The sequence below is a fragment of the Pseudomonas fragariae (ex Marin et al. 2024) genome (genome assembly GCF_059621105.1).
The window spans coordinates 2,658,710-2,684,631 of record NZ_CM184369.1 but is presented as its reverse complement, the minus strand read 5'-3'; the positions used below and the strand labels follow the sequence as shown (position 1 = coordinate 2,684,631).

The 25,922-nt window shown below is 62.0% G+C and carries 25 protein-coding genes and 1 pseudogene; 8 read left to right on the top strand and 18 right to left on the bottom strand.

From position 1 onward, the window contains the following. Window positions 1-7 precede the first annotated feature (7 nt). The 5 genes from AC54XV_RS11980 (at window position 8) to AC54XV_RS11960 (ending at window position 6,242) form a co-directional block, all read left to right on the top strand. The gene (locus AC54XV_RS11980) at window positions 8-1,009 is read left to right on the top strand and encodes an ABC transporter ATP-binding protein (protein ID WP_024652364.1); all 1,002 of its coding nucleotides are present in this window, start codon (window positions 8-10) and stop codon (window positions 1,007-1,009) included. Further along, a complete protein-coding gene (locus AC54XV_RS11975; RefSeq protein ID WP_054092302.1) occupies window positions 1,006-2,028 on the top strand; it encodes an ABC transporter ATP-binding protein in 1,023 nt (340 codons plus the stop codon). Before AC54XV_RS11980 ends, AC54XV_RS11975 begins: the two co-directional genes overlap by 4 nt. Further along, complete coding sequence (locus AC54XV_RS11970) at window positions 2,025-3,452, top strand: M20 family metallopeptidase (protein ID WP_496718733.1); 1,428 nt, start codon at window positions 2,025-2,027, stop codon at window positions 3,450-3,452. The genes AC54XV_RS11975 and AC54XV_RS11970 overlap by 4 nt, the downstream gene beginning before the upstream one ends. Continuing rightward, window positions 3,449-4,600 (top strand): M20 family metallopeptidase, encoded by a 1,152-nt coding sequence (locus tag AC54XV_RS11965; protein WP_096134881.1) that lies wholly within the window; start codon window positions 3,449-3,451, stop codon window positions 4,598-4,600. The genes AC54XV_RS11970 and AC54XV_RS11965 overlap by 4 nt, the downstream gene beginning before the upstream one ends. A 118-nt stretch (window positions 4,601-4,718) precedes the next feature. Further along, window positions 4,719-6,242, top strand: coding sequence for an amidase (locus tag AC54XV_RS11960; protein ID WP_058399485.1), 1,524 nt, complete (start codon window positions 4,719-4,721; stop codon window positions 6,240-6,242). Window positions 6,243-6,251: 9 nt separating this feature from the next. Here AC54XV_RS11960 and phnP read toward each other — a convergent pair whose 3' ends face one another. The 15 genes and pseudogenes from phnP to AC54XV_RS11885 form a co-directional block, all read right to left on the bottom strand. Next, window positions 6,252-7,004 (bottom strand): phosphonate metabolism protein PhnP, encoded by a 753-nt coding sequence (gene phnP / locus AC54XV_RS11955; protein WP_496718731.1) that lies wholly within the window; start codon window positions 7,002-7,004, stop codon window positions 6,252-6,254. Next, window positions 6,995-7,561 (bottom strand): phosphonate metabolism protein/1,5-bisphosphokinase (PRPP-forming) PhnN, encoded by a 567-nt coding sequence (gene phnN / locus AC54XV_RS11950; protein WP_003403600.1) that lies wholly within the window; start codon window positions 7,559-7,561, stop codon window positions 6,995-6,997. The genes phnP and phnN overlap by 10 nt, the downstream gene beginning before the upstream one ends. Then, window positions 7,561-8,706, bottom strand: coding sequence for an alpha-D-ribose 1-methylphosphonate 5-triphosphate diphosphatase (locus AC54XV_RS11945; protein WP_003403601.1), 1,146 nt, complete (start codon window positions 8,704-8,706; stop codon window positions 7,561-7,563). The genes phnN and AC54XV_RS11945 overlap by 1 nt, the downstream gene beginning before the upstream one ends. Next, window positions 8,700-9,416, bottom strand: a complete 717-nt coding sequence (gene phnL / locus AC54XV_RS11940; RefSeq protein WP_058399484.1) for a phosphonate C-P lyase system protein PhnL — start codon at window positions 9,414-9,416, stop codon at window positions 8,700-8,702. The genes AC54XV_RS11945 and phnL overlap by 7 nt, the downstream gene beginning before the upstream one ends. 41 nt (window positions 9,417-9,457) lie before the next feature. Next, window positions 9,458-10,279 carry a phosphonate C-P lyase system protein PhnK gene (gene phnK / locus AC54XV_RS11935; RefSeq protein ID WP_003403603.1) on the bottom strand — a complete coding sequence of 274 codons (822 nt, stop codon included), beginning with the start codon at window positions 10,277-10,279 and terminating at the stop codon, window positions 9,458-9,460. Then, the gene (locus AC54XV_RS11930) at window positions 10,276-11,163 is read right to left on the bottom strand and encodes an alpha-D-ribose 1-methylphosphonate 5-phosphate C-P-lyase PhnJ (protein ID WP_003403604.1); all 888 of its coding nucleotides are present in this window, start codon (window positions 11,161-11,163) and stop codon (window positions 10,276-10,278) included. Before AC54XV_RS11930 ends, phnK begins: the two co-directional genes overlap by 4 nt. After that, window positions 11,160-12,239 carry a carbon-phosphorus lyase complex subunit gene (locus AC54XV_RS11925; RefSeq protein ID WP_024638435.1) on the bottom strand — a complete coding sequence of 360 codons (1,080 nt, stop codon included), beginning with the start codon at window positions 12,237-12,239 and terminating at the stop codon, window positions 11,160-11,162. The genes AC54XV_RS11930 and AC54XV_RS11925 overlap by 4 nt, the downstream gene beginning before the upstream one ends. Next, the gene (gene phnH, locus AC54XV_RS11920; protein WP_058399483.1) at window positions 12,239-12,835 is read right to left on the bottom strand and encodes a phosphonate C-P lyase system protein PhnH; all 597 of its coding nucleotides are present in this window, start codon (window positions 12,833-12,835) and stop codon (window positions 12,239-12,241) included. Before phnH ends, AC54XV_RS11925 begins: the two co-directional genes overlap by 1 nt. Next, a complete protein-coding gene (gene phnG / locus AC54XV_RS11915; protein WP_058399482.1) occupies window positions 12,835-13,299 on the bottom strand; it encodes a phosphonate C-P lyase system protein PhnG in 465 nt (154 codons plus the stop codon). Before phnG ends, phnH begins: the two co-directional genes overlap by 1 nt. 14 nt (window positions 13,300-13,313) lie before the next feature. After that, window positions 13,314-14,033 (bottom strand): phosphonate metabolism transcriptional regulator PhnF, encoded by a 720-nt coding sequence (gene phnF / locus AC54XV_RS11910; protein ID WP_024642913.1) that lies wholly within the window; start codon window positions 14,031-14,033, stop codon window positions 13,314-13,316. A gap of 36 nt (window positions 14,034-14,069) precedes the next feature. Then, entirely contained in the window at window positions 14,070-14,858 is a 789-nt protein-coding gene (gene phnE / locus AC54XV_RS11905; RefSeq protein ID WP_011267540.1) for a phosphonate ABC transporter, permease protein PhnE, read from the bottom strand. Window positions 14,859-14,886: 28 nt separating this feature from the next. Beyond that, on the bottom strand, window positions 14,887-15,897 hold the full coding sequence (phnD, locus tag AC54XV_RS11900; RefSeq protein WP_011267539.1) for a phosphonate ABC transporter substrate-binding protein: 1,011 nt from the start codon (window positions 15,895-15,897) through the stop codon (window positions 14,887-14,889). 44 nt (window positions 15,898-15,941) lie between these two features. Continuing rightward, on the bottom strand, window positions 15,942-16,775 hold the full coding sequence (gene phnC, locus AC54XV_RS11895) for a phosphonate ABC transporter ATP-binding protein (protein WP_011267538.1): 834 nt from the start codon (window positions 16,773-16,775) through the stop codon (window positions 15,942-15,944). Window positions 16,776-17,002: 227 nt separating this feature from the next. Continuing rightward, window positions 17,003-17,767, bottom strand: a complete 765-nt coding sequence (locus tag AC54XV_RS11890) for a methyl-accepting chemotaxis protein (protein ID WP_370661143.1) — start codon at window positions 17,765-17,767, stop codon at window positions 17,003-17,005. A gap of 93 nt (window positions 17,768-17,860) precedes the next feature. Then, a pseudogene (locus tag AC54XV_RS11885) lies at window positions 17,861-18,892 on the bottom strand (HAMP domain-containing protein); the annotation flags it as partial. Window positions 18,893-19,225: 333 nt separating this feature from the next. Here AC54XV_RS11885 and AC54XV_RS11880 point away from each other — a divergent pair. The 3 genes from AC54XV_RS11880 (at window position 19,226) to AC54XV_RS11870 (ending at window position 22,659) form a co-directional block, all read left to right on the top strand. Continuing rightward, entirely contained in the window at window positions 19,226-20,053 is an 828-nt protein-coding gene (locus tag AC54XV_RS11880; protein WP_024638442.1) for an HDOD domain-containing protein, read from the top strand. Between the two features lie 170 nt (window positions 20,054-20,223). Beyond that, the gene (locus AC54XV_RS11875; RefSeq protein WP_011267536.1) at window positions 20,224-22,194 is read left to right on the top strand and encodes a DNA topoisomerase III; all 1,971 of its coding nucleotides are present in this window, start codon (window positions 20,224-20,226) and stop codon (window positions 22,192-22,194) included. A 63-nt stretch (window positions 22,195-22,257) separates the two neighbouring features. After that, window positions 22,258-22,659 carry a RidA family protein gene (locus AC54XV_RS11870; RefSeq protein WP_011267535.1) on the top strand — a complete coding sequence of 134 codons (402 nt, stop codon included), beginning with the start codon at window positions 22,258-22,260 and terminating at the stop codon, window positions 22,657-22,659. 7 nt (window positions 22,660-22,666) lie between these two features. Here the strand turns inward: AC54XV_RS11870 and AC54XV_RS11865 are convergent, their stop codons facing one another. The 3 genes from AC54XV_RS11865 to AC54XV_RS11855 all read right to left on the bottom strand — a co-directional run bounded on the left by AC54XV_RS11865 (window position 22,667) and on the right by AC54XV_RS11855 (window position 25,842). Beyond that, window positions 22,667-22,978 carry a DUF6482 family protein gene (locus tag AC54XV_RS11865; RefSeq protein WP_024638445.1) on the bottom strand — a complete coding sequence of 104 codons (312 nt, stop codon included), beginning with the start codon at window positions 22,976-22,978 and terminating at the stop codon, window positions 22,667-22,669. 179 nt (window positions 22,979-23,157) lie between these two features. Further along, window positions 23,158-24,954, bottom strand: a complete 1,797-nt coding sequence (locus AC54XV_RS11860) for a methyl-accepting chemotaxis protein (protein WP_058399479.1) — start codon at window positions 24,952-24,954, stop codon at window positions 23,158-23,160. A gap of 162 nt (window positions 24,955-25,116) precedes the next feature. Next, complete coding sequence (locus AC54XV_RS11855) at window positions 25,117-25,842, bottom strand: methyl-accepting chemotaxis protein (RefSeq protein WP_371834301.1); 726 nt, start codon at window positions 25,840-25,842, stop codon at window positions 25,117-25,119. Window positions 25,843-25,922 lie beyond the last annotated feature (80 nt).

Here is a 25,922-nt window from a genome sequence, read left to right as displayed (position 1 = left end):
TACGCACATGGCGCTGTTACATGTTGAAAACCTGCGCGTCGAGATTCCTCTCGGGCAAGACACGCTTCACGCAGTGCGCGGCCTGGACTTTCAGGTCGAGCGCGGCGAAATGCTGTGCATCGTCGGCGAGTCAGGCTGCGGCAAATCCCTGACTTCGCTGGCGCTCATGGACCTGCTGCCGCGCAAGGCCCGGCGTACCGCAACGACACTGAGCCTGGACGGCATCGACATGCTGACCCAGAGCGAGCGGCAGATGTGCGACCTGCGCGGCAACCGTCTGGCGATGATCTTTCAGGAGCCCATGACCTCGCTGAACCCGGCCTACAGCATTGGCGATCAGCTCAGCGAAGTGCTCACCCGACACCGCAAGGTGTCGCGCAAGGAGGCACTGCAGCGCGCCGCGCAGATGCTCGATAAAGTCGGAATCAGCAACGCGGGCGAGCGCTTGCGCCAGTATCCGCACCAATTGTCCGGCGGCCTGCGCCAGCGGGTGATCATCGCCATGGCCCTGATGTGCGAACCGGACGTGATCATCGCCGACGAACCGACCACTGCGCTGGACGTGACCATTCAGGCGCAGATCCTGCGCCTGATCCGCGACATTCAGAAGGAGCTGGGTCTGGCCGTGATCTTCATCACCCACGACCTGGGGCTGGTGGCACGTATCGCCGACCGGGTCGCGGTGATGTACGCCGGACAGATCGTCGAGACCGCCCCGGCCATCGAGTTGTTCGAGAACCCGCAACACCCCTATACCCGCGGCTTGCTGGCGAGCATTCCGATCCCCGGACGCACTCAGCCGGGCCAGCCGCTGGGGTCGATTCCAGGGCTGGTGCCCAGTCTGGTGGGCGAGCAACACGGCTGCGCATTTCGCAATCGCTGCCCGCAGGCGATCCCGGCCTGCGCCGACGACGTCCCGCCGATCAATAGCCACAACCACATGACTCGCTGCCTGTTTGCCGCAGCGGGCGCCGAACCTGTGTTTCACCGTGAGGGCGCACCGTCATGAATACCGCCGTGAAACAGGTTCCGACTGCCAGCGTCAAGAAAGACATTGCGCTGGAGCTGTGCGATATACGCCGCGAATTCAGCATCAGTCGTGGTTTTTTCAAACCCGATGCCACGCTCAAAGCCGTCGATGGTGTGTCGTTGCGCCTGATGCGCGGCGAAACACTCGGGCTGGTCGGCGAATCGGGTTGCGGTAAAAGTACCCTGGCGAAGATGCTGCTGGGGCTGCTTGCGCCCAGCAGCGGCGACGTACTGGTCAACGGCAAGCACCTCGCCGGCACCGACCGCAAGGAGATGGCGCGGCGCATTCAGCCGATCTTTCAGGACCCCTACTCGTCACTCAACCCGCGCAAGACCCTGCGCGAGATCGTCACGCTGCCGCTGATCGTGCATGGCATCGGCACCCCGGCAGAACGTCGCCAGCGCGCCGAAGCGATGATGGACGTGGTCGGCTTGCCCAAACGCGTGATCGACAGTTACCCGAGCCAGCTTTCCGGTGGCCAGCGCCAGCGTGTGGCGATTGCCCGGGCGCTGGTGATGCGTCCGGATGTGTTGATCTGCGACGAGCCGACTTCGGCGCTGGACGTTTCGGTGCAGGCGCAGATCCTCAATCTGTTGCAGGACCTCAAGCAGGAGTTCGGCCTGACTTACCTGCTGATCAGCCACAACCTGGCCGTCATCGAACATCTGGCCGACCGCGTGGCGGTCATGTACCTGGGGCGGATCGTTGAAGAGCGCAGCCGCGAATCCTTGTTCGCCCGGCCCGGCCATCCCTACACCCAGGCGTTACTGGACTCGGTGCTGACCCCGGACCCGCACCTGGGCATTCCCGACCTGGGTTTGCACGGGACCTTTCCCAATCCCATGTCGCCGCCGTCCGGCTGCGCCTTTCATCCGCGCTGCCCGGCGTGCATGCCGGTGTGCAAGGAAAAAGCCCCGGCCATTGGCCGCATGGAAGGCGGAACCGTTCGCTGCCACCTGCACGACACCTCGAAACCTCTGGAGCAGATACCCTCATGAGTAGCCGTTCGCACGCCATCGAAAACGTCACTGAACAGTTCGACAACGGCGCGTTTTTCGCCCTGCTCGGCAAAAGCGTTGCCTACCCGACCCAGAGCCAGGAGGCCGAGAGCCTGCCCGAGCTGTATCGTTATCTTCATGAGTTCATCACCCCGCATGTCGAGCGCCTGGGTTTCAGCGTTACCGTGCATGACAACCCGGTCGCCGGGCGTGGCCCGCTGATGATCGCCACGCGCATCGAAGCCGCTGAACTGCCGACGCTGCTCAGTTACGGCCACGGCGACGTGGTTCGCGGCTATGACGCACAGTGGCAGACCGGCCTGTCGCCATGGCAGGTGATCGAACGTGGCGAGCGCTGGTACGGGCGCGGCACCGCCGACAACAAGGGCCAGCACCTGATCAACCTGACGGCACTGGAGCAGACCCTCAAGGCTCGCGATGGCAAGCTGGGCTTCAACGTCAAACTGCTTCTGGAAATGGGCGAAGAAGATGGCTCTCCCGGCCTGAGCGCGTTCTGCCAGGCCCATTCTGAAGAGCTCGCCGCCGACATCTTTATCGCCTCCGATGGCCCGCGCCTCGCAGCGGCACGCCCTACCCTGTTTCTCGGCTCGCGCGGGGTGTTCAACTTCGAGCTGACGGTGAACCTGCGCGAAGGCGCGCACCATTCCGGCAATTGGGGCGGCCTGCTGGCTAACCCGGGCATCATTCTGACCAATGCCATCGCCAGCATGGTCGATGAGCATGGCCGGGTGAAAGTTGCAGGGCTGATGCCCAAAGCCATCCCTGACGCAGTGAAGGCCGCGTTGGCGGATATCGAGGTCGGCGGCGGCCCCGGCGACCCGGACATCGACGCCGACTGGGGCAACCCGGCGCTGTCGCTCAGCGAAAAAGTCTTCGGCTGGAACACCCTCGACGTGCTCGCTTTCAAGACCGGCAACCCGGACGCCCCGGTACACGCCATTCCCGGCAAGGCTCACGCGTTGTGTCACATTCGCTTTGTGGTCGACAGCGATTACAACGCCTTCATCCCCGCGGTGCGCGCGCACCTGGATGCCCATGGCTTCGATCGCGTCGAGGTCAGGCAGACCCGCATGGACGTGATGCACGCCACGCGCCTGTCGCCGGACAGCCCGTGGGTCGGCTGGGCGCTGGATTCGCTGGCCGCCACCACGGGCAAGAAACCTGCGCTGCTGCCCAATCTGGGCGGTTCGCTGCCCAATGACGTGTTCGCTGAAGTGCTGGGCCTGCCGACGGTCTGGGTGCCACACTCATACCCGGCGTGCTCGCAGCATGCACCTGACGAGCACTTGCTGGCTCCGGTGGTCAAGGAGAGCCTGCAAATCATGGCCGGACTGTTCTGGGACCTGGGCACGGACGGCGCACGACTGACCCGGGAACAACGGGCACAGGAGCTGAGTGAATGAATGAAGCACAACTGCACGCCACTGCGTGGCTGGCTGAGCAATATGAGGCGATGGAAGCGCTGCTGCAGCGCCTGGTCGATACCGATTCCAACAGTTATGACAAGGTCGGCGTCGACGCAGTCGGTGAGCTGCTCTGCGCGCAATTGCAGGCTGACGGAATCAGCGTCCAGCGTATCCCGGTCGAGGGTTTCGGCGATGTGCTGCTAGCTGAACTGCCCGGTGGACCCGGCAAGCCGGTGCTATTGCTTGGGCACCGCGACACGGTGTTTCCGAAAGGCACCACGTCCACCCGCGGCTATACCAGGGACGCCGAGCTGGCCTACGGCCCTGGCGTGGCCGACATGAAAGGCGGACTGGTGCTCAACTGCTTTGCGCTGAAGGCGTTGAAGCGCGCAGGCCCGCTGCCGTTCCCGGTGCAGATTCTGTATACCGGCGACGAGGAAATCGGCTCCGCCAGCGCTCGCAATCACATCGAACACTACGCCCGCCAGGCGCGCGCGGTGCTCAACCCCGAGCCGGGACGCGCCAGTGGCAATGTGGTCAGCGCGCGCAAAGGCGGTGCCACGCTGATCATCGAAGTCAGCGGCCGCGCGGCGCATTCAGGGGTCAATCATGCCGACGGCGCCAGCGCCATTCAGGCGCTGGCGCACAAGATAATCAAGTTGCATGCGTTGACTGATTACGCGGCGGGCATCACCACCAATGTCGGGCTGATCTCCGGCGGTACCTCCAGCAATACGGTAGCGCCCAGCGCCACGGCGAAGCTCGACGTGCGTTTTGTCGAGCTTCGCCAATGGGCGGAAATACTTGCAGCCGTGCAGGCTATCGTCGCCGAAGAGGAACTGTCCGGCACGTCGGCCAGACTGCTGGAAGCCACCACCTTCCTGCCGATGGAAGCCCGGCACAGTACCGAGTTGCTGAGTATTTATCAGGGCCTCGCGCAGGAGCTGGGTTTCAGCGTGGAGGGCGAATTCACCGGAGGTTGCGCCGACTCGGGCTTCACCGCCAGCCTGGGGATCCCGACCCTGTGCGGCCTCGGCCCGGTGGGCGGCAAGGTCCACACCGACCGCGAGTACCTGGAACTGAACACCCTGGTGCCCAGAGGCCAGGCACTGGTCGCGACGATTCTGGCGCTGGGGGATGTGTGACGCAGAGCGTCACGAACTGCATTCCCACGCGGAGCGTGCGGAACGATGAACATTCGGGCCAGTATCGTACCCTTACTCCGCACCCAGCGTTATACCTAACTCCAGCGAGGAACACTCCATGCAAAACTCGTCCGAGCTGCTCGGTAAATCCGCCACCGAACTGCGTGCGCTGATCGGCAACAAACAGCTCTCTCCGGTGGAGTTGCTGGACGCCTGTATCGAGCGGATTGAAAGCCTGAACCCGAAGATCAATGCGTTCGCCGCAACCTGTTTCGAGCGCGCCCGCGACGAGGCACTGCTGGCCGAACAGGCCGTTATGCAAGGCGAACCGCTGGGGCTGCTGCATGGCCTGCCAATCGGCATCAAGGACCTGGAAGAAACCGCCGGGGTCCTCACCACCTACGGCTCGCAACTGTTTCGCGACAACATTCCCGCGCAGGACAACCTGTTCGTCGCGCGCCTGCGTGCGGCCGGGGCAATAATGGTCGGCAAGACCAATGTTCCGGAACTGGGCGCAGGCGCCAATACCCGCAATGTGGTGTGGGGCGCGACCGGTAACCCGTTCAATCCTGAACTGAATGCCGGCGGTTCCTCGGGTGGATCAGCCGCCGCACTGGCCGTGGACATGGTGCCGTTGTGCAGCGGCTCGGACACCGGCGGTTCGCTGCGCATTCCCGCAGCGCTGTGCGGTATCGTCGGCCTGCGTCCTTCACCTGGGCTGGTGCCGAGCGAACGCAAGAAGCTCGGCTGGACACCGATTTCAGTGGTAGGCCCCATGGGCCGCAATGTTGCCGATACCCTGCTGCAACTGCGCGCCAGCGCCGGGTTGGGGCAGTCCGACCCGTTGAGTTATGCCATCGCCGCCGACGAGTTCGCACCGCGCCCGATCGACCTCAGCCAGTTGCGCGTCGGCTACAGCGAAGACTTCGGCGCGTGTGCTGTGGATGACAGAATCCGTGCCGTCTTTCGGGAAAAGATCAGCGCCCTGAAATCGCTGTTCAAGTCCTGCGAAGCCATCGACCTGAACCTGACCAGCGCCCATCGCACCTTCGACGTCCTGCGTGCCGAAGCCTTCGTCGCCGGGCTGCAGGACGCTCACGACTGCGATCCTGATGCACTGGGGCCCAACACCCGCGCCAATTTCGACATGGGTGCCGCGATGTCTTTGCAGGACTGCGTCAAGGCGCATGGCGAGCAAAGCCGGATCTTTCGCGGTTTTCAGAAACAATTCGAGGAATACGACCTGATCCTCGCGCCCACCACGCCAGTCTCGCCCTTCCCCTGGAGCGAGCTGTACCTGCGCGAAGTCAACGGCGTGCCCCTGGACAATTACTACCGCTGGCTGGCGCTGTGCTACACCATCACCCTGACCACCAACCCGGCGCTGTCCCTGCCCTGCGGCACCGACCACAACGGCATGCCGTTCGGGCTGCAGGTCATCGGCGGGTTTCGTAGCGATGCGAAGCTGCTGGCCTGCGCTGCAGCGATCGAGCAGGCAACACTGAATGATCCACGCCTGTCACGTCCGCGTCCCGACCTGCAGAAACTGCTGGCCTCGGCGGTCGACCTGACCCACATCGTCACGCATCCGCCGATTTATGGCGGGTCGAGAACGGGCAAGCCGGAGATCGGGGCGATGTGAAGACGTCGCTCAGACCACCGTCATACCATCCCTCCCCACCACTACATTGCCCGGCAACTGTTTGGAGTGCCTCATCAACCACGCATCCAGCGTATGGCCGACGTGCGTCAGCACCGCCCTGCCCGGTCGCAGCCACTCGATGGTTTGCAGCGCCAGGGTCAGGTCGTTGTGATTACGCGGCGGCTGAGGCTGTGGAGGCATCGAGCAGTCGAGCACCAGCAGATCCAGCGGTGCACGTTGCAGGTACTCGCGGGTGTCGTCGGGCAGGCCGACGGTGTCGGTCAGGTAGGCAAAACGTTGCCCGTCACCTTCGAACAGGTAGCCGAACGTAGGCTTTGAGTGCGTCAGTGGCAGCGCTGTGACGTGCAACGCGCCCAGTGCACGGCGTTCGAAGGCCGCGAATGGCTGGCTGAAATCCAGAATGCCAGGGTGCTTGTAGAGGTCGGCCAGGCCTTCCGGATCCGCCGGGCCGTGCACCGGAATCACCAGCCCCTGGCCCCAGCGCAGGTGCAACAGCCCCTGCGCATGGTCGGCGTGGTAATGCGTCTGCAGAATCCCGCTCAGGCTGCGCGGCGGGAAACGCTCGGTGAGGTCGGTCAGGCCACTGTCGATCAACCAGCGCTGGTCGGCGCACTCGATCAGCGCGCTGCACGGCAAGCGGCGCAGATCATGATTGGTCCGCGCGGCAGCACACGCCACACACTGACAACCGTAGACCGGCACCTGCCGGGCGTCACCGGTGCCCAACAGGGTCAGGCGCATGCGTGACGCTTGTCGAGCAGGCCGAGCAGCGTGGCAACGGTGTGTTGCAGGTCAGCGGAATTATCCAGCGGGAAGACCTGCGGGTTGCTCGCCAGCAAATCTCCGGCAAAGCGCGAGTTGCGCGCAAGGCGCTCCTCGATTTCCGCGAGGCTTTCCCGGTTGCGTGCCAGCAGGCGCTTGCGCAACACCTCCTGATTGACCGTCAGCAACACCGCCAGCAGCGTGGGATAGCGCGCCTGCGCCTTTTGCAGATGCGCCCGGGAGCCGTTGATCAGGACGTCATGGCCTTCCAGCAGCCACTGATCGATCTCGACGGGAATGCCGTAGTGCAGACCATTGGCCTGCCAGCTCAGGGCGAACGCGCCTCGCTCGCGCATCTGCTCGAACTGCTCGACAGTCACCGCCTGCGCCGCCTCGCCCACCGCTTCGGCGGAACGGGTGATGACCCGCCGAACGATCCGGCAATCACGTTGCGCCAAGGTATCCCGGGCCGCGTCCAGCAGGCTGTCCTTGCCTGATCCGGACGGCCCGATGAGATAGATCAACCTGCCAACCATCAAAACACCCTCTTGCCTTGTCGCCAGACCTTGTCGATAACCGGCAGGCCGGCATGATCACGTGCCTGGATCAGATCTGCGCGCAGCCCGACACGTATTTCACCACGATCCGCCAACCCGGCAGCCACGGCCGGCGTGTGGCTGACCATGTTGATCGCCTGCGGCAGGTCACATGCGTTGTCCTGAGCGGCGAGCATGAATGCAGCCTGCAACAAGCTGGCCGGGTAGTAATCGCTGGACAGAATATCCAGCAGCCCGTCCGTGGCCAGCGATGCTGCCGCCACGTTACCGGAGTGCGAGCCGCCGCGCACGATGTTCGGTGCGCCCATCAACACGCTCATGCCCAGTTGCCGACAGCCACGGGCCGCTTCGAGTGTGGTCGGGAACTCGGCGATGTTCATGCCGAAACCCGCCGACTCCTCGACATGCGCCATGGTTGCATCGTCGTGGCTGGCAATCGACAGGCCGCGCGCCAGGCACAGTTCGACGATCGCACGCCGGTAACGGTCGGCGTACTCGTTGGAGTTGGCCACCTGTTCAACGATGAAACGGTCCATTTCCTCGTTGTTCATGTGGTACTTGCCCATGTAGTACTCGCGGTACTTGGACTCCAGGGCAAACTGACGCTGGCCGGGCGCGTGGTCCATCACCGAGACCAGTTGCACCAGTGGCTGGTCCACCAGATCGCGAAACACGCTCAAGGTATCCGGGTGGCTGACCTCGCAGCGCAGGTGCAGCAGGTGCTCGGCACGAGTCAGGCCTGCCGCGTTGGCGTCGGCAATCGCCTGCAGCATGGCGGGCAATTGTTGCATGCGCTTGCCTTTGGGGTTGATGTCGCCGATCGACAGTGCGTCGAACACCGTGGTGATCCCCGCCGCGACGATTTGCGCATCGTGGCTGATCACCGCCGACATCGACGGCCAGTCGACACCCGGACGCGGCGACAGGTGCTTTTCGAGGTTGTCGGTGTGCAATTCCACCAGCCCCGGCAGCAGGTAATCGCCCTGCATGTCCTGAGCCTGACTCAACTGGCTGCATCCACTCTCGACCTCGGCAATCAGGCCGTCACGGACCACCACAGTGCCGGTGAATACCTGCTCGGCCGTCACCACGCGGGCGTTACTGAAAACCTGTTCGTTCAGCATTGCAGCAACTCCTTGGCGGTGAGGTCCACCGGGGTCATGTCGAGTTGACGATTGGCGACTGCCTCGCGGGCATCGCGGTCATGGAAAATACCGATCAGGGCTGCACCGGCCTGTTTGGCCTCGTCGACCAGCTCCAGCACCACCCGGCGGTTGGCGTCGTCCAGCGACGCAGTCGGTTCGTCGAGCAGCAGCACCGGCCATGGCACCATGAATGCGCGCGCGATGTTGATGCGCTGCTGTTCGCCACCGGAAAACGTACTGGGCGCCAGCGGCCACAAACGCTGCGGAATGTTCAGCCGCCCCAGCAGCAGTTGCGCGCGATCCTGCGCCTGCTCACGGGACCAGCCGCGCGCCAGGGCCGGTTCCATGACCACGTCCAGGCTGGACACACGCGGGATCACGCGCAGGAACTGGCTGACGTAGCCGAGTGTCTTGCGTCGCACCTCAAGCACCTGGCGCGGGGTTGCGCCAACCAGTTCAGTCCACTCGCCTTCATGCTGCACGCGAATGCTGCCGGCGGCAGGCAGGTAATTGCCGTACAGGGTGCGCAGCAGCGTGCTTTTGCCCGCGCCGGATTGCCCGCTGAGCACCAGGCACTCGCCAGCGCGCACCGAGAAATTCAGACCGCGCAGCACATTGAGGACCACGCCGTTGTGCTGATGCAGGGTGAAGGTTTTCGACAGGTCACGGACCTCGATCAACGTTGTCATCGGGCTCACCTCTTCTGTACAGGCTGTTCGGACAGTGCGGCTCATGGCTGCAATACCGAGGACACCAGCAGTTGCGAATACGGGTGCTGCGGGTCATCGAGAATCTGGTCGGTCAGGCCGCTTTCGACCACTTCCGAGCGACGCATGACCATCAGCCGGTCAGCCAGCAGCCGCGCGACCGCCAGATCATGGGTGACGATGACCACGGCCAGATCCAGTTCGCGCACCAGCCCGCGCAACAGATCGAGCAAGCGGGCCTGCACCGACACGTCGAGCCCGCCGGTGGGTTCGTCCATGAACACCAGCCTGGGGCTGGAGACCAGATTGCGGGCGATTTGCAGGCGCTGCTGCATGCCGCCGGAAAAGGTCCGCGGCAAGTCGTCGATGCGCTGCGGATCGATCTCCACCTGGGTCAGCCAGTCCAGCGCGGCACCGCGCAACTGCTGATAATTGCGTACCCCCTGCGCCATCAGACGCTCGCCGATATTGGCGCCGGCCGACACGCCCATGCGCAGACCATCGCGCGGATTCTGTTCGACAAAGCCCCACTCGGTGCGCAGCAACGTGCGCCGCTGCGCCTCACTGGCGCTGTACAGGTCGAACCAGTCGCCCTCCTTGCTGCGATAGTCGATGCTGCCGCGGTCCGGCGGGCAACGTCCGCTCAACAGCGAGAGCAGCGTGGATTTCCCCGAGCCGGACTCGCCAACGATGCCCAGCACTTCACCGGGATACAGATCGAAACTGACGTCCTGACAGCCCTTCTGCACACCGTACAGACGGGTCAGACCGCGTACCTTGAGCAGCGGCTGCACAGCCTCGGGAAGGCGCTCGCCCGCCGGGTCCAGTGAACGTGCACTGATCATCGGTCGTTCTCCTGCTGTTTGACGCGCTGGGCGCAGTAATCGGTGTCGGAACAGACAAAGCTCTGCGTCCCGGCATCGTCGAGAATCAGCTCGTCGAGAAAGGAATCATGGCTGCCGCAAATAGCACAGCACTGCTCCCAGCGTTGCACCTCGAACGGGTGATCTTCAAAGTCCAGACTCACCACCTGCGTATACGGCGGCACGGCGTACAGACGCTTTTCGCGCCCCGCACCGAACAGCATCAATGCCGGGCTCATGTGCAGCTTGGGGTTATCGAATTTGGGAATCGGCGACGGGTCCATCACATAGCGTTCATCGACCATCACCGGGTAGGCGTAACTGGTGGCGATATGGCCGAAAGTGGCGATGTCCTCGTAGAGTTTGACGTGCATGACGCCGTAATCATCCAGCGCGTGCATGGTCCGGGTCTCGGTTTCCGAGGGCTCGATGAAACGCAGCGGCTCGGGAATCGGCACCTGATAGACCATGATCTGATCGGCGTGCAGCGGTGTTTCCGGGATCCGGTGACGGGTCTGGATAACCGTCGCCTCGGGCGTGCGTTCGGTGGTGGCGATGCCGGCCGTGCGGGCAAAGAAACGCCTGATCGAGACCGCGTTGGTGGTGTCGTCAGCGCCCTGGTCGATGACCTTGAGCACATCATCGGCGCCCAGGATCGCCGCGGTCAGTTGCATCCCGCCGGTGCCCCAGCCATACGGCAGCGGCATTTCGCGGCCGCCGAACGGCACCTGATAACCGGGGATCGCCACCGCCTTGAGCAAGGCGCGGCGAATCATGCGTTTGGTCTGCTCGTCCAGATAAGCGAAGTTGTAGGCCTCGTCCCGTGCAGGCCTTTGCTGTGCGGTGTTCGTCGGTGCATGAGTCATTGGTCGCTCCCCGGTTTCGGTGCAGACGTGCGCAGCTTGCGAATCAGCTCCAGTTCGGACTGGAAGTCCACGTAATGCGGCAGCTTGAGGTGCGAGACGAAACCCGCCGCTTCAACGTTGTCGCAGTGCGCCAGGACGAACTCTTCCTGCTGGGCTGGTGAGACGATCTCTTCATTGAATTCCTCAGCGCGCAGCGAACGGTCCACCAGTGCCATGCCCATCGCCTTGCGCTCCGCGTTGCCGAACGCCAGACCGTAACCGCGGGTAAACTGCGCGGGTTCGCTGGCCGAGCCGACGAACTGATTGACCATCTCGCATTCGGTGACTTCGATGTCGCCAATCACGATCGGGAAGCCCAGTTCTTCAGGTTCTATCCAGACTTCCACCTCACCGATACGGATTTCCCCGGCGAACGGGTGATTGCGGCCATAACCGCGCTGGGTCGAATAACCCAGCGCCAGCAGAAACCCCTCATCGCCACGCGCCAGCGCCTGCAGGCGCTGGGCACGAGTGGCGGGATACTCCAGGGGCTCGCGGGTGATGTCCGCTACGCGTTCGCCATCGTCGACTTCGGGCTTCATCAGCCCTTCTTTGGCCAGCAACCCGAGCACTCGCGGACAGGGCTCCAGCGTGGCGTGCGGGGTGACTTCCGGGCCCGGGTGCTCACCTTCGGCCAGCAAGGTGAAATCCAGCAAACGGTGGGTGTAGTCGAAGGTCGGCCCCAGCAATTGACCGCCGGGGAGGTCCTTGAACGTGGCCGACAAGCGACGGTTGAGCTGCATGTCCGAGGTGTCGATGGGCAGGCTGGCGCAGAAGCGCGTCAGCGTGGTGCGGTAGGCGCGCAGCAGGAAGATCGCTTCGATCAGATCGCCCGCCGACTGCTTGATCGCCAGTGCAGCCAGTTGCGGGTCGTAAAGCGACCCTTCGCTCATGACCCGTGCTACCGCCAGCGGCAGTTGCTGACGGATCTGCTCGACGTCGAGTTCAGCGATGCCGGTGTCGCCACGACGCCTGCTGGCCAGCAGGCGGTGAGCGTTATCGATGGCCTGTTCGCCACCCTTGACCGCGACGTACATCAGGCACACTCCTGCACGCGAGTGCTGCGTGGCAAGCCGAGCAGTCGATTGCCCGAGACCAAGAACACATCCAGCCCGCAAGGAAAAACATTACGCGCTTCACGTGCGGCCCAGAAACCTTGATCCAGCGGCAGGGCCACCGAATGGTGTCGCTCGATGCCCGGACCGCTCCAGGCAAGCATCCGCCCGCCTTGCAGGTCAGGCAGCTGGATCAGCAAGGTGCAGGACTGATCCGGGTAGCGGTCATTGCCGGTATCGAAATCGTGCAGTTGCAGGGCCGTCGCCGCATCGAGCAACGCGAAGCGCGCTGCGTGCCGCTCAGTGACAATCGGGCTGCCGCAATGAAAGGCAATGTTCGCGCGAATCGCCGGGGTATCGAATGCCGGTGCCAGCCACACTGGCGTGTCCAGGTCCAGCAACGCCAGGCACAAGGCGTGGGTTGCACTGTCCAGGCCCTGCAAGGCCGGCGGCTGATGCGCGGTGGGCAAGGTCTGGATCACGCCCGGCCCGGACAACGCCTTGAGGGCGACACGAAAACTGCGCTGGGCATCCAGTACCGGATCGCTGAAGGCAGGTTGCAAAAGAACGGCGTTCATCAGTCTTCTCCTCGGACCAGGGTAAAGAATTCGACTTTGGTTGCCGCGGCCTCGGCGTCCTTGCGCGCCCGACGCTCGGCTTGTGCACGCGCCAGCGGCTCGATCAGTTCGGACAGCCACCAGGCCTGCTGCGCGCCTTGCAAATGCGCGTCGGCCAGCGCCGCCAGTTCAGCGTGGCGCTTGTCGCGTCCCGCCAGATAGCTGTAGCCGGTGCGCCCATCAGCCAGACGCACCACACAGCGCGTCACGCTCATTTCGCCAAGGTTGAAGGCTGAACCGGTGCCGCCCATACGGCCACGCACCAGGGTCATGCCGATTTCCGGGGCGCGGATCATCTGGTAATCGGTGTCGCGCAGCGCCCCTTCGTGGCGGTTTAACTGCTCGCGGCTCGGCTGATCGGCATGAGCGCGGGCCAGTACGCCCATCCAGTGCTGACGCGCCGTTGTTTCGGGAGTTGCTTGCATGGAACACCTCGGTGTCAGGTCGTCTTGAAAGGAGTCGCCACTTGATACTGGAAGCGATCGGCGCGGCTGACCGAGCGGGAAAGCTCCACCGGCAGCCCCGCCGCGTCGCAGGAAACCGTCAGTACGGTCAGCGCCGGCATGTGTCGGGGCATCAGCAACCACGCGGCCTCTTCACGGGACGGCAGGCGGGCGCCGATCAGGCTCTGCGCACGGCTCAACGGCAACTCGCGCTCGGCCAGGTACTGGCGCACCGAGCCGCCGCGGTAATCGGCCAGCAAATCGCTGTAGCGGGCGCTGTAGCGGTGGAAGATCAGGCTGACCGCCTGGCCGTCCAGTTTGCGCAGTGTCTGCAGTTCGATCAGCGGCGCGTGCTCGTCCACTCCCAGATGCCGGGCATCTTCACGGCTGGCCTGACATTCCTGACGACGCAGCAGGATCGCTTCCACGCCCAGGCCCTGCGCCGACCAGGATTTGCTGTAGGCGCTGTCAGCCTGCATCGGGTAAATCAGCGGACGCTCCAGCACCTGAGTGCCTTTGCCCTGACGTCGCAACACGCTGCCCTCACGCACCAGTTCATCGACCGCGCGGCGAATGGTGTGGCGGTTGACGCTGAAGCGCTCGGCCAGCTGGAATTCGGCGGGCAGGAAATCGCCGGGCTGATAGGTGGTCAGCTCTTCACGCAAAATGTTGGCGAGCTCGCGGTACATCGGACTATCTTGTCTAGACAACTGCATGATTAAAAAAAGTGTTCATTGAACACCCCTCTTCTGTCAGATGAATTGCTTGCGCAGGCGCTGCGACATGATGTCGATGACGCTTACCACAACGATGATCACCAGCAGCACGGCGCTGGTCTGGACGAACGCAAAGGCGCGGATATTTTCCCAGAGAATAACCCCGATGCCGCCTGCGCCGACCATTCCTACCACGGTTGCCGAGCGCACATTGGACTCGAACCGGTATAGAGCATAGGAGATCCACAGCGGCATGACCTGCGGAATGACTCCGTAGATGACTTCCTGCAAGGCGCTGGCACCGGTGGCGCGCACCCCTTCGACCGGTCCGGGCTCGATGGCTTCGACAGCTTCAGCGAACAGTTTGGCGAGGACCCCGGTGGTGCTGATCCACAGCGCCAGCACCCCGGCGAACGGCCCCAGCCCGACGGCGACCACGAACAGCATCGCAAAGACCATCTCGTTGATCGAACGAAAAGCGTCCATGCAGCGCCGCAGCGGCAGATGAATCCACCACGGCGTGATGTTCTCGGCGCACAGAATGCCCAGCGGTATGGAGCAGACAATCGCCAGCGCCGTGCCCCACAGAGCGATCTGGATAGTCACCAGCATTTCCTTGAGGTAACTGCGCCACTCACGGAAGTCTGGGGGAAAGAAATCGGCGGCGAATGTGGCCATGTTCGACGAGTCGCGAACCAGTGCCATCGGGTTCATTTCTGCGCCGTGCCAGGCCCAGGCCAGTGCAGCGAGCAACAGGCCCCAGCCCAGATAACGGGACCTGTTGGGTTTGCCCGCAACCTGGGTATAGGCAACGTGAGTGGTCATGACGAACTCCTGATCGTGAACGGCGGGCTCAACCTGCGGAGCTGCCTGCGGTTTTCTGGTTCAGCTCGGTGATACGCTCCTGCAACTTGCTCAGGCTGGCATCGATCTCCTTGAGACGGGTGGCTTTCTCCTGCTCATCCAGCGTGGTGCTGGCCACCACTTCGGTGCGCTGCTTGAACAGTTCGAGCTGGCGAATGGGCAACAACTGGTCGTCGCTGGACTTGAGGAACTTGCCCATCTGCATGTTCTTCAGGACGGTTTTCTCTTCATCGGTATCGCCGTAACTGGTGAAGAATTCACGAATCCTGGCCTTGTCCTGGTCCGACAGCGCCTTGCTCCAGACAATCGGGTCGGCCGGGATCAGCGGCGATTTCCAGATCACCTTGAGTTGCTCGACCTTGTCGGGCTGGGTCACGGCCAGGCGATCCCAGCTTTCGGTGTTGAAGGTCGCAACGTCCAGCTGCCCCTTGGCAACACTCAGGGCGTTGACTTCATGACTGGAGTTCAAGGTGCGCTTGAAGGCGGTGGACGCATCGACGTGGTTTTTCGCAAACACGTAATAACCTGGCACCAGATAGCCCGAAGTGGAGTTCGGGTCACCGTTGCCGAAGGTCAGGCTCCTGGCGTTCTTGAGCATGTCTTCGACGCTATTGATCGGGCTGTCCTTGCGCACGATCAGCAGGCTCCAGTAGCCCGCGTCACCGTTGGCGGCCGAGGTCTGGGCAAAGATCTCGCCGTTGGAGCGGTCCACCGCTTCCATCGCCGCCTTGTTGCCCAGCCAGGCCACGTCCACCTTGTTGAAGCGCATGCCCTGAATCAGGCCGGCGTAGTCCGAGGCGAAGGTGGCGTTGACCTTAAGACCGGTCTTGCGGCTCATGTCATCGAGAAACGGCTGCCAGATACTTTTCAGGTTTTGCGAAGACTCGGTGGACATGATGCCGAAATTGATGGCTTTTTCTTCTGCGGCCTGGACCGTGCCCAACGCGCAGGCAGTCAGCAAGGCGGCAGAGGCGAGAAGACGACCGATACGCTTGAACATGCAGGCTCTCCGGAAAATGTCAGGTGGGGGATGTTGAAGCGACGTCAGACCTTGGCCAGCGTGAGGCGGGCTTTTTGCCGCACGCGCTGGCTTCGCTCGGTGATCATCAGACTCGCATCCGCGTCAGCACCGTAGAGGTCGTTGAGGAACTGTTTGCTGAGGTCCTGCGCCTGGCCATCAAAATGGATGCGCCCGGACTTGAGGGCCACAGCACGCGGGCAATAGCGCACGGCATAATCGACCTGATGCAGGGTCACCACGACCGTCTTGCCGTCGCGGCGGTTGATGTCGGCGAGAATTTCCATGACACGTCGGGCCGATTCCGGGTCCAGCGAGGCAATCGGTTCGTCGGCGAGGATCACTTCGGCGCGCTGGGTCAAGGCACGGGCAATCGCCACCCGCTGCTGCTGTCCGCCGGACAGGGTCGAAGCCCGTTGCGCAGCAAGGTCTGCCAGCCCGACCCTTTCCAGCGCGACCATCGCACGCTGTTTTTCCTCGTTATTGAACAGCGCCAGACTGCCGCGCCAGCGCGGCATGCGCCCCAGGCAACCGAGCAGGACGTTGTCGAGCACGCTGAGGCGGTTGACCAGATTGAATTGCTGAAAGATATAGCCGATATCGGCGCGCAAACGTCGCACCTGGCTGTTGAGGCGACCGGAGGACTGAACCTCGCGCCCCAGTACCTGAACCTGACCGCCATTGCTGCGATCACAGCACGCCAGGCCGGCGAGATGCCGAAGCAGCGTTGACTTGCCCGAACCGGAAGCGCCAATCAGCGCAACCATCTCGCCGGGTTGTATAGACAACGCAAGGTCAATGAGCGCGCTTTTGTGGGAAAAGGTCTTGTTCAGGCCTTGTACATGAATGGCTTCGTTCATGAGGCTTCTCGGTCTGCACACAACCCGGGACAGGTCGCATTCGGTTGTCAACCAAACTGAACCTGTGTTGTTGCAGCCTCATGAAGCTCGAATGACGGGGTCATAACAGTTTGTCGCAGATGTTGTTGCGATGCGCACATGGTCAGCGATGCAGGGCGTCGGGATGCGATTCCAGATGCTCTGTCTGCGCCGCCCGGGTATGAGCAACGGCGCAGAGAGTGGCCGGATCAGATCCGGAAGCTGCCTACCAGTTGCTGCAGACGGGCAGCCTGCTCTTCCAGCGAGTTGCAGGCTTCCAGGGTCTGGCGCAGGTTGTCGACACCCAGCTGGTTGAGGGTGTTGATGTGAGTGATGTCGACATTGATCGACTCGACCACCGAGGTCTGTTCCTCGGTTGCCGCCGCGACCGACTGGTTCATGCCGTTGATCTCTTCGATACGGCGGGTCACGCTGCCCAGACGCTCGCCGGCCAGGTTGGCGATGCCGACGCTGTCCTCGCTCTGACGCTGGCTCTCGGTCATGTTGGTCACTGCGTCGCGAGCGCCGACCTGCAGCTCTTCGATCATGGTCTGCACTTGCTGGGCAGAATCCTGAGTGCGATGCGCCAGGTTGCGTACTTCGTCGGCCACTACCGCGAACCCGCGCCCTGCTTCACCGGCACGCGCTGCTTCGATGGCTGCGTTGAGCGCCAGCAGGTTGGTCTGCTGGGAAATGCTGGTGATCACCTCGAGAATCTGCCCGATGTTGGCAGTCTTGCCATTCAGGCTTTCGATGTTCACGCACGACTCGCTGATCTTCCCGGACAGCTCGTTCATCGCCTTGATGGTCTGCTGCACGACGTTCTGGCCGTCGCTGGCCAGGCCGCTCGCATCGCTCGACTGCTGCGAGGTGCGTGCCGCATTCTGGGCGATTTCCTGGGCTGCTGCGCCCAGTTCGTTGATCGCCGCCGCCACGCTTTCGGTACGGTTGGCCTGCTGGTCGGAGTTGCCCATCGAGGCGTTGGAGACCTTGACCACCCGGGTGGCAACCTCACCCAATTGCGCGGCAGTCGAAGCCACTTCACGGATCGAGGTGTGAATACGCTCGACGAAACGGTTGAACGACTCGGCCAGTTCGCCGAACTCATCCTGCGAGGTGATTGCCAGACGCTTGGTCAGATCGCCCTCGCCGTCAGCGATGTCACGCATCGCCCGACCCATCTGATGCAAGGGTTGCATCAGCACGCGAATCAACAGGCCCAGCAGCAGGATGATCACCACCACCACTACCACCATGGCCGTGATGGCCGAGGCACGGAACTCGGCCAACATGGCATAGGCGGAATCCTGCTCGAGGACCAGTGCCACGTACCAGTTGGCCGTCGAAACACCTTGAACAGGCGTGAAGGAAATGATCTCCGGCTTTTTACCGGAGTCGATTTCAGTCACGCCGGTAGTAATTTTCGGAGTATTGGTCGGGTAGGCTTCACTGATGTTCTTGAGCACCAGTTTGCTGTCCGGATGCACCAGAATCTTGCCGTCGGCACTGACCAGAAATGCATAGCCATGGCCATCGAAGTTCAGCGAGTTGATGATCTTGGTGACGTTGTCCAGAGCGATATCAGCACCGGCCACGCCCACGAACTGATTCTGAAACTTGACCGGGGTGGCCATGGTCATGACCAGCTTGCCGGAGGATGCCGCGATGTAGGGTTCGGTCACAATGGTGCCCGGCGCATTCTGTGCCGCCTTGTACCAGCCACGCGCACGCGGATCGTAGTCAGCCGGGCGATTGGCCGACGGCACCGAGAACATTACGCCTTCGGTGCTGCCAAAGTAGCTCAGTTGAAAGCTTTCGCTGTAGGCAGGCAGGCCGATGGCGCGCTGCAACTGGGGCAGTTCCTTGCCATCCGCGGCGATTTGCTGCGACATCGACTGCAGCAATTGCATGCGGCTTTCCAGCCAGGTCTGAATGTTTTGTGTGGTGAGCGTACCCAGTTGTTGCAACTCGGACTTGACGCTGGATTTGAGCGACTGACGTTGTCGATAGTCATTGACGACAATGAACACACTGAACGCCACGACCACAATCAATGCGGCGGCGAGAAGGATCTTTTTGCTGAAACCCAGACTTTTCATAGCGGTTACTTCCACGGCAAAAAACCAATAAGGACGATCTCTGGATCGCCAATCAAACTTCACAACAGTGCCGTCTATTTCACGTTACAACCCACAGGCCGTTCAGCAACCGGAGCCGATACACCTGCCGCGGCGTCAATCACCAGACAGGTGCGAGTATCGAAACCTTACAGAGACGCTTGTATCGCCATATCGGCGCGATCCACGAGTCCTTGATTATTTTTTTCATCGTGCGTCGAGACATCCCTCCCACAATTGACACTCAAGCGTGCAGAACAGGAAAAACTGGCTATGGTTGAAATCATCCCCCGCCCTGCACAGGATGGCCCCGCCATGCCAAGTATCGAGCAACTTTTTGACGGTTTGCACAGCCTCCCGAGTATTCCCAAAGTGGCTCAGGACTTGATGCTGCAATTTGACAATCCCTCTTCGAACCTGGAAAGCATCGCCCGCAACATCGAGAAGGACCCGGTGATTGCCGCCAAGGTACTGCGCCTGGCCAACTCGGCACGCTTTCGCGGCTCGAGGGAATCCTCAAGTATCGAAGACGCGGCCATGCGCCTGGGTTTCAATACGCTGCGTACGCTGGTCATGGCCTCGGCAGTGACCGGTGCATTCAAGGCCGGGCCGAGTTTTGATCTCAAGGGGTTCTGGCTCAAAAGCTTTCAGGTGGCAGGAATCTGCCGGATGCTGGCGAAACAGACCGGCGTCGACCCTGAAATCGCCTTTACCTGCGGGGTCATGCATAACATCGGTGAGTTACTGATCCAGACTGGCGCACCCGATGTTGCCGAGCGTCTGAACAACGCCGCCAAAGCCGGAACGCCAGGGCGTGCGGCCAGCGAAACCCTGCAACTGGGTTTCAGCTACCCGGAGGTCGGTGCAGAACTGGCCAGTCGCTGGCATCTGCCCAAGGTCATTCAACAGGCTATCGCCTATCAGGCAACGCCGATGAAGGCACCGGCTGACGCATCGCTGCCGAGGATCGTCGCCCAGGCCATCACCATTTCGGATGCCCTGGAAGCTCACGGCGGCGCGACACCTCAGGCGCAGCAGGCGTCAGGCGGGCCGCTGATGGAAGGCATCGATCTGGACGCGCTGTTTGCCGGGCTGCCGGCGGTGCTGGAAGCCGACAAGGCATTTTCCGAATTGTTGAGCTGAGCCAACGGCAACTCTAGAGGCTGAACCGCGCAAGCGGGCATGGCGTCAAGCGGTCGATTGCAGCGGCCGCACAGTGCGTTTATCTGTATATCCATACAGATAAAACTTGCCCGCTACGCATTCAACGTTCATCCTTGCAGCCCTTGCACCGGTAATCGACGACGGTAGTCATGCGGCTGTTTCTCTGCGAAAAACCCTCCCAGGCCAAAGATATTGCGGCTGCGCTCGGCGCAACCCGGCGTGGCGACGGCTGCTGGGTGGGTGCCAATGCGACGGTAACCTGGTGCATCGGCCACCTGCTGGAAACCGCCCCGCCCGATGCCTACGATGCACGTTACAAACGCTGGGTACTGGAAGACCTGCCCATCGTGCCGGAAAAATGGAAGATGCTGGTCAAGCCCAGAACCGCCAGCCAGTTCAAGGCAGTCAAGCGGCTGCTGGGTGAAGCGACGGAGCTGGTGATTGCCACCGACGCCGACCGTGAGGGTGAAATGATCGCCCGCGAACTGATCGAGCACTGTCGCTATCGCGGGCCGATTCAGCGTTTGTGGCTGTCGGCACTGGATGACGCCTCGATCCGCAAGGCACTGGCGGCGCTCAAGCCCGGTGCCGATACGTTCAGCCTGTATCACTCGGCACTGGGCCGATCACGTGCCGACTGGCTGATCGGCATGAACATGAGCCGCCTGTTCACCCTGCTGGGTCGGCAATCCGGTTATCAGGGCGTCCTTCCGGTCGGCCGGGTACAAACCCCGACCCTGCGACTGGTGGTGGACCGTGATCGCAGTATCGCCAACTTTGTCCCGGCGCCCTATTGGGCTATCGACGTCAGGCTGCTGCATGACAATCAGGCGTTCATTGCCCAGTGGCGCGCACCCTCGGATGCCTGCGACGATCAGGACCGCTGCCTGAATCAGGCGCTGGCGCAACAGGCTGCGCAAGCGATGCGCGCCGCAGCCAGCGCACGGCTGGTCAAGCTGCGCACCGAGCGCATTCGCGAAGCGGCGCCCTTGCCGTTCGACCTGGGCACCCTGCAGGAAATCTGCTCGAAAAAGCTTGGGCTCGGCGCGCAGGAAACCCTGGACATCGCCCAGTCCCTGTATGAAACCCACAAGGTCATCACCTACCCGCGCAGCGATTGCGGATACCTGCCGAACAGTCAGCACGGTGAAGCCGCAGGCATCATCGCGGCGCTGTGCAAGGCCGACCCTGCGCTGGCAAACCTGTCGCCGCACCTCGACCCACAACGTCGGTCACGGGCCTGGAATGACAGCAAAGTGACGGCCCACCACGGCATCATTCCCACCGCAGCTGTACGCGGCGTAGAACGTCTGAGCGGTAAACCGCGAGCGGTGTACACCCTGATCAGGGCGCGTTATCTGGCTCAGTTTCTGCCCAACCATGAATACGACCGCACCCAGGCCGATTTCGACTGTGCAGGCCACGCGCTGCGTGCGGTGGGCAAGCAGATTGTCGAGCCGGGCTGGAAGCGTGCAATGCCCGAAGCGCTGGCCCCGGCCAAGGGTCGCGAAGCGCCTGCCCCGCAGCCGTTGCCGGCATTGTTTCAGGGCTGCGAGTGTGCAGTCGCCGAGGTCATCCTCAAGGACCTCTGGACCCAGCCGCCCAAGCCGTTCACCGAGGGAGACCTGATCAAGGCGATGAAGAACGTCGCCAAACTGGTGGAAGACCCGCTGCTCAAACAGAAGCTCAAGGACACCACCGGCATCGGCACCGAAGCCACCCGCGCCGGGATCATTCAAGGCCTGCTGGACCGTGGCTACCTGACCAAGCAGGGCAAGTCGCTGTGCGCAGCTCCGGCAGCCTTCAGCCTGATCGACGCCGTGCCCCGTGCCATCGCCGATCCGGGCACCACCGCCATCTGGGAACAGGCGCTGGACATGGTCCAGAGCGGCGAAATGAGCCTTGAAGAGTTCGTCGCCAAACAGGCGGCGTGGATGAGCAAACAGGTGAGCCGTTGCGTCGGCATGCGTATGAGCATCAGCGGACCGGCCAGCCCGGCAGGCGTTAAACCGCCCTGGAAGAAAAAACGCAAGACCACAACGCGCGTCGCCAAGACCGCCACAACGGACACTGCGGCGAAAAAGCCGCGGCGTGCTGTCAGACCGGCCGCCAAGGCGTAGGCCGCAACAGCGATAGCCAGACCAGCCATTGCACATTCAAGCGTTACGAACAGGTGTTACAACATGTCAGACCGAGAGCTCATCATCCCGCCCACCATGCAGTCGATCATGGACCGTGCAGGCTATGCGCCTGCGGTCAGGGTTGGCGATACCCTGTACTGCGCGGGCCAGGTGGGACGTACACGGGATATGGAGGTCATTCTCAACCCCGAGGCGCAATTCATCGCCTGCTGGGAGAATCTGCGCACGGTACTCGCCGAGGGCGGCTGCACCTTCGACGATATCGTCGACATGACCACTTATCACGTCGCCATGAGCGAACACATGGCGGTGTTTCGCGAGGTGAAAAACCGCATCTTCCCGCGTGGCCAGTGCGCCTGGACCTGCATCGGCGTGGCTGAGCTGGCACATCCAGGGCTGCTTCTGGAGATCAAGTGCATTGCGGTCAGGCGCAACAACGCCTGATCGGCAGTTACAGGCTGGAGCGCAAGGGTATCTCGTGCCGCGAAGCCTGTGCCCGAACGTCATCCAGACCGACCATCTCGTCATGCGCCACGGCCTGGGTCATGAACAGCTTCACGTCAGACACCGAAGACAGCACCTTGCGCGCTTCTTCCACCGAGGCAACGTGCAGGGTTTTTCCACTCGAGTCCTCCACCGGCACGGACTTGCCGTCGATCTTCGCGTGGAGCACGTAGGAACCGCCTTCCATGGAGATCAGATCGAGTTCACGAACCGTTTGATCCTTTACATGCTTGGTCAGGTCTTGAATGTTCAAAGTCACACCTCCGGTGGCGTTCTGGAAATCAGCGCCGCTTGAAAATGGAGCTTTTATTGGCACAAACGTTCAGTCGTTTCGGATCAGGCCAGCCTGCATGCGTTCTGCCATGGGTACATGAAACGGGTTAGGCGATATTACTGTGGGTCGGCATCGAGCATCGGGCGCGCACGTCGCGCCCCCGCTTATTTCCCCAGCAGCAGCGCGGCATCGAAGCCCATCCGCAAGTTGCCCCAGTGGCGCCCCTCGAAAAAGAACGGCACATCGATTTCGGTCATGATCTCGCCGGTATCGCGCAAGTAAGTCTGCAACAGAAAACGCTGCTTGTTGCCTGCAGCACGCAGGCCGATCGGGTCGGAGAACATGCGTTTGTTGCGGCACACCGGCAGGTCGACTTCGCGATTGCCGGTAGGTTTTTGCGATACCCAGCTGTTATTGACCGGGCAATAGCCTTTGCTGTCGACAATGAAGGTGACCTTGCCGCCGCGTGTGCCCTTGGTCAGCTTGTCGCATTCTTCCTGGCAGATTTGCGCAAAACGCTCGGTGTAACCGGTCGTGTATTGTTTGGGGTCTGTGCCCGGAATCAGCTTGTAACTCTGATCGAACAGATTGACACCCTGCTTGTGCAGCTCGGCCAGACGGACTTGCAGAATGTCACGGCACTGACTGGCGCGAGTAATCGCCGCATCCAGTTCGCCATGCCCAAGCACAAATCGCCCCAGCAACGCCTGCACCTGCTCGGCCACACTGGACAGATCCCGGGTGGCCGTCGCGGAGTGCTGCATGCGCTGGTCGATGGCCTGGCTATCGGAATAAATCCGCGTTACCCGTTCATTGATCCCCGTGTTTGTAGAGGCAAACTGCTGAATGTGCGCCGCGATGTCGGCGAGCTTGTCGTTGGTCGACTCGAAATCGCCGATCATGCTTTCGAAATGGCCGGACGCACGCTCCACCACCAGCTGGGTTTCGCGGGCGCTTTGGCTGATCTGAATGGTCTGTTCGTGTGTGGAGCTGACTTCCTGAAGCATGGCGTCGATGTTGCGCGAGATGTCGTCAGTGGCTTTGCTGACGTTTTGCGCCAGCGTGCGTACTTCGTCGGCCACCACCGCGAAACCTCGACCACTCTCCCCCGCCCGCGCCGCTTCGATGGCCGCATTGAGCGCCAGCAGGTTGGTTTGCGAAGAGATCTGCTGAATAAGCCCGACAATCGACTTGATGCTTGATGAACGCTCATTCAAGCCGGAGACCAACCCGCCGAACTCATTCAGGCTGCTGGATATCTGGCTGATGTTTCCGGTCACTTCCAGCAATTCGGCGTAAGAGTCGCGCGCCATGCTCAGGTTCTGCGCGGTGGTGCTGGAAATGCCCTGAGTCTGCTGCGAGACATCCTCGATGCTGCCCACTGCCATGTTGCTCTGGTCCATCACTTCTCTGGCGAAGCGGGCCTGATCGGTCGCGCTGTCGCTGGAATCACTGATGTTCTTCAGCGAACGCGCCGACTCGACGGCAATCTGTACCGTCAGCCCCTGAATGCTGCTGATGATCTCGCGCTGTTTGGCCAGAAAGAGATTGCAGGTACTGGCCAGCCCGCGAATTTCATCGTGAGTGAGCAACGGCAGATCCCTCGACAGATCACCTTCACCGCTGGCGACATCTTCGAGCGCGCGGGTCATGGACATCACCGGGCGCACGATCAGGTGGCGGAAATACCAGACCATGAAGCTGACCATGACCAGCGTGAACAGCGTGCTCAGCAAAATCGCATTGCTCAGCAGATCCAGCTGACTCTGGATCACGCCCAGCGCGGCCGGGTCCGTTTGTGTGCCGCGCAATTGCAGCATGATGTCGGAACGAATATTCAGCGCCACCCAATACAGCAAGGCGCTGACCAGGACCAGCAGGAAAAGGCTTGATAGCTTCTTGGTCAGCGTGTTGAAAAACTGCTTTTCAACTGACTCGTACAAAGCCTTTAACGTCTGCATTTTGCTGCTCCTGGGTACAAGGGTGATTCCGGTGCGATGGTTAACGTCTGTCGCTACCAAAGCTTTAATGCGTTCGCCTTCAGCGCAGGCGGAAAAACTTCAGCCACGCAGTTCACGGCGCTTTTAGCGCCGCAGAGTACTGCAGACCTGGGCAATTTGATATCACAGCTGAAAGCGATCGACCGATTGTGAAAGCTGTCCGGCCATTACCGACAGTTCGTCGGTGGTACTGGCGGTCTGGCCGATGACCCGGCTATTGCCCTCGGACATGCTGGCAATCATTTCTACCTGATGGGCGATTTCATTACTGGCCAGACTTTGCTCGCCAATGGTACGGGTGATGTCGTTGACCAACTGCGTGGTGCTCAACGTAGCATCCAGGATGTCGCTGATCGCACGTTCCACTTCGGCGGTGACCGCCATGCCCTTGTCGACCTGAGCGACACCGGCTTCCATGCTGGTAACCGCTTCGCGGGTGCTCTGCTGAATGCGCGCAACCATAGCGGTGATTTCCTGGGTAGACGCACTGGTGCGTCCGGCCAGGCTGCGCACCTCGTCGGCCACCACGGCAAAACCACGGCCCTGCTCGCCAGCACGGGCAGCCTCGATGGCCGCGTTGAGCGCCAGCAGGTTGGTCTGGTCGGCAATCCCCTTGATCACCTGAATAATATTGAAGATGCCTTCCGAGTCCTTGTCCAGCGTGCGGATCACCTGAGCCGACTGCTGTGCCGAACGGGCAATGCTGTCCATGTCACTGACCACCTGATGAATCACCCGACCGCCGTTCTTGGCCAGGGATTCGGCCTGACTGGCCATTTCCAGTGCCTGCCCGGCATGCCGGGTGATTTCTTCGATACTTGCGGTCATCTCGCTGGTCGCCGCCGACATGGTGCCGGCTGCCGAACTCTGTTGCCGGCTGCTGTCGGCCACCTCATGGCAACCACTGCTGAGCTGACGGCTCATGCCGC